This is a genomic window from Bradyrhizobium sp. (genome assembly GCF_049798375.1).
GTDB lineage: Bacteria > Pseudomonadota > Alphaproteobacteria > Rhizobiales > Xanthobacteraceae > Bradyrhizobium.
The window spans coordinates 1-2,600 of record NZ_JBARGP010000152.1; the positions used below are offsets into that span (position 1 = coordinate 1).

Annotated in this window: 3 protein-coding genes; 1 reads left to right on the forward strand and 2 read right to left on the reverse strand. The window is 66.6% G+C overall.

Annotation, left to right across the window (positions count from 1 at the left end; all coding sequences use genetic code 11):
- Window positions 1-193 (reverse strand): hypothetical protein (locus tag WA702_RS06570; RefSeq protein WP_425109724.1); only part of this gene is annotated, 193 nt, incomplete at its 3' end.
- Entirely contained in the window at window positions 190-843 is a 654-nt protein-coding gene (locus tag WA702_RS06575; protein WP_425109725.1) for an ABC transporter ATP-binding protein, read from the reverse strand. The genes WA702_RS06570 and WA702_RS06575, both read right to left, overlap by 4 nt.
- Window positions 844-1,049: 206 nt before the next feature.
- On the opposite strand from WA702_RS06575, the gene WA702_RS06580 reads away from it, so the two are divergent.
- Complete coding sequence (locus tag WA702_RS06580) at window positions 1,050-2,348, forward strand: MFS transporter (protein WP_425109726.1); 1,299 nt, start codon at window positions 1,050-1,052, stop codon at window positions 2,346-2,348.
- Window positions 2,349-2,600: the final 252 nt, after the last annotated feature.

The following is a 2,600-nucleotide window of genomic DNA, read 5'->3' on the forward strand; positions in this document are numbered from 1 at the left end:
GCATCGGTGTGCGCGCGCCGCCGAAGATCGCGGCCGCACGGTCGTAGGAGTTGCGCGCCTGCTGGTTCAGCGCCTGCACGCCGCTCCACAGCGCGGTCGCCGAGATCAACCCGATCAGGAGCGTGGCGAGCTGCATCGGATGTCGCCGCCAATGGCTGAGCAGAACGGCGAGGATCCAGAGCACGCGGCTCATGCGACGCGTCCTGCATGCAAGGTGACGCGGCGGTCCAGCATCGCGGCGAGCCGCGCGCTGTGCGTCACCATCAGGAAGCCGCAGCCGGTGCGCGCGACGAGATCGCGCGTCAGGCCCATCACCTCGTCGGCGGTCGCCTCGTCGAGATTGCCGGTCGGCTCGTCGGCGAGCAGCAGCAGCGGCTTTACCGCCAGCGCGCGGCCGATTGCAACCCGTTGTTGCTGGCCGCCGGAGAGCTGCTCAGGGTAGCGCGAGAGCAGTGCCGACAAGCCAAGCCGTTCCACGAGTTCATCATGCCAGGTGGCATCGTGGCGACCGGCGAGCCGCGCTTGAAATTTCAAATTGTCATCAACCGAGAGGCTTGGCACCAGATTGAATTGCTGGAACACCAGGCCCAGTCGATCGCGCCGCAACGCCGCGCGCCCGGCATCGTCAAGCTTGCCGATGCGCACATTGTCGAGGTCGATGTCGCCGCTGTCGGCCGCATCGAGCCCCGCGATCAGATGCAGCAGCGTGCTCTTGCCCGAGCCGGATTCGCCTGTGAGCGCCACGCGCTCGGCCGCCGCGACGTCGAGGTCGACGCCGCGCAGCACGCTGACCGGCTCGCCGGCGGCCCGATAGGTCTTGGTCAGGTGACGGATGCTGAGCACGATCGTTTCGCCAGATTGCTGGTTCGCTTTGTCTTGACGCTATGCGGCATATAGCAAGTCCGCAGCGCAAGATCACGGCTTCGTTGCAATCGCAGCGGGGCACGCGCAGGTTTGACAAATGCCTTGTTGCCTGCGCCGTTGGACCACGGCTACCATGGCCGGACGACCGCCAAAAGGCGGCATAAGAAGAACGACAAGGAAGGATGATGGCCGTGCAGACGACGCCGGAGAGCGCGCAACAGACGCCCGATGGCGCTTGGAAAATTGTAATCCTCCTGTTCCTGCTGATGGTGGTGAACTTCGCCGACAAGATCGTGGTCGGGCTGGCGGGCGTGCCGATCGCGAAGGAGCTTCAGCTCACGCCGGAACAGTTCGGCCTGCTCGGCTCGTCGTTCTTCCTGTTGTTCTCGATCTCCGCCGTCGCGGTCGGCTTCCTGGTTAATCGCGTCGCGACGCGCTGGGTGCTGCTGGTGCTCGCGCTGGTCTGGGCGCTGGCGCAGTTCCCGATGCTCGGCACCGTCAGCCTGACGACGCTGATGATCTGCCGCATCGTGCTCGGCGCAGGCGAGGGGCCGGCCGCCTCGGTCGCGCTTCATGCGATCTACAAATGGTTCCCGGACGAGAAGCGTGGACTGCCGACCGCGATCATGACGCAAGGCTCCGCCTTCGGTGTCATCCTCGCGGTGCCGGCGCTGAATGCGATCATCGTCCATTACGGCTGGCATTATGCGTTCGGCGCGCTCGGAATGGTCGGGCTGCTGTGGGTCGTCGCGTGGTCGCTGCTCGGCAGGGAAGGGCCGATCGCGGGCGCCGCGACCGCCGCCGCGCTGGACGCGCGCGTGCCATACGCCCGGCTGCTGTCGTCGCGCACCTTCATCGGCTGCGTCGCCGCGAGCTTCGGCGCCTATTGGGCGCTGTCGCTCGGCCTGACCTGGCTGACGTCGTTCCTGGTCGCGGGCCTCGGCTTCAGCCAGCAGCAGGCCGGCTTCGTCTCGGTGCTGCCGTGGCTGTTCGGCGCGGTGACCGTGCTGCTGACGGGTTGGCTGTCGCAAGTGATGATGGCGCGGGGCCTGTCGACCCGGATCGCGCGCGGCGTGCTCGGCGCGGCGCCGCTGGTGGTCGGTGGCCTGATCGTGGCGCTGGTGCCCTATGGCGGCAGCGCGACGATCCGGATAGTGCTGCTGGTGGTCGGATCGGGCCTGACCGGCGCGATCTACGTGGTGTGCCCGCTGATGATTGGCGAATTCACGCCGGTGTCGCAGCGCGGCGCCGTGATGGCGATCTATGGCGCGATCTATACCCTGGCCGGCATCCTGGCGCCGAACGTGATGGGCAAGGTGGTGCAGAACGCGAGCAGCGTGATCGACGGCTACATGCTCGGCTACACCATCAATGCCGTGATCATGATCATCTCCGGCCTGATCGGCTTGTTGTTGCTGTGGCCGAACACCGAGCGCGCCCGGCTGCTGGCGCATCAGGAGAAGACCGCGCCGAAATTTGCTTGAGCAGTTACCAGTACGTCGCGCGGTGCCGCGCCATTCACAGATGTCGTCACCCGCGAAGGCGGGTGACCCAGTATTCCAGAGGCAGTAGTGCTTGAACGAGACGCTGCGGCGTACTGGATCGCCGCCTTCACGGGCGATGACAGCGGAAAGAGCAACGTCAATTCACATCTGCCTGCGCGCCCCTGATCAGCCGTCCCGGGCGCGCGCCGGTGGCCTTGCCGCCGCGGCGCGTTACCTGGCCCGCGACGATGG

What these genes read in the sequence shown, in the direction of transcription:
- WA702_RS06580 (WP_425109726.1), top strand. Translation starts at nt 1,050, where the DNA reads ATGGCCGTGCAGACGACGCCGGAGAGCGCGCAACAGACGCCCGATGGC.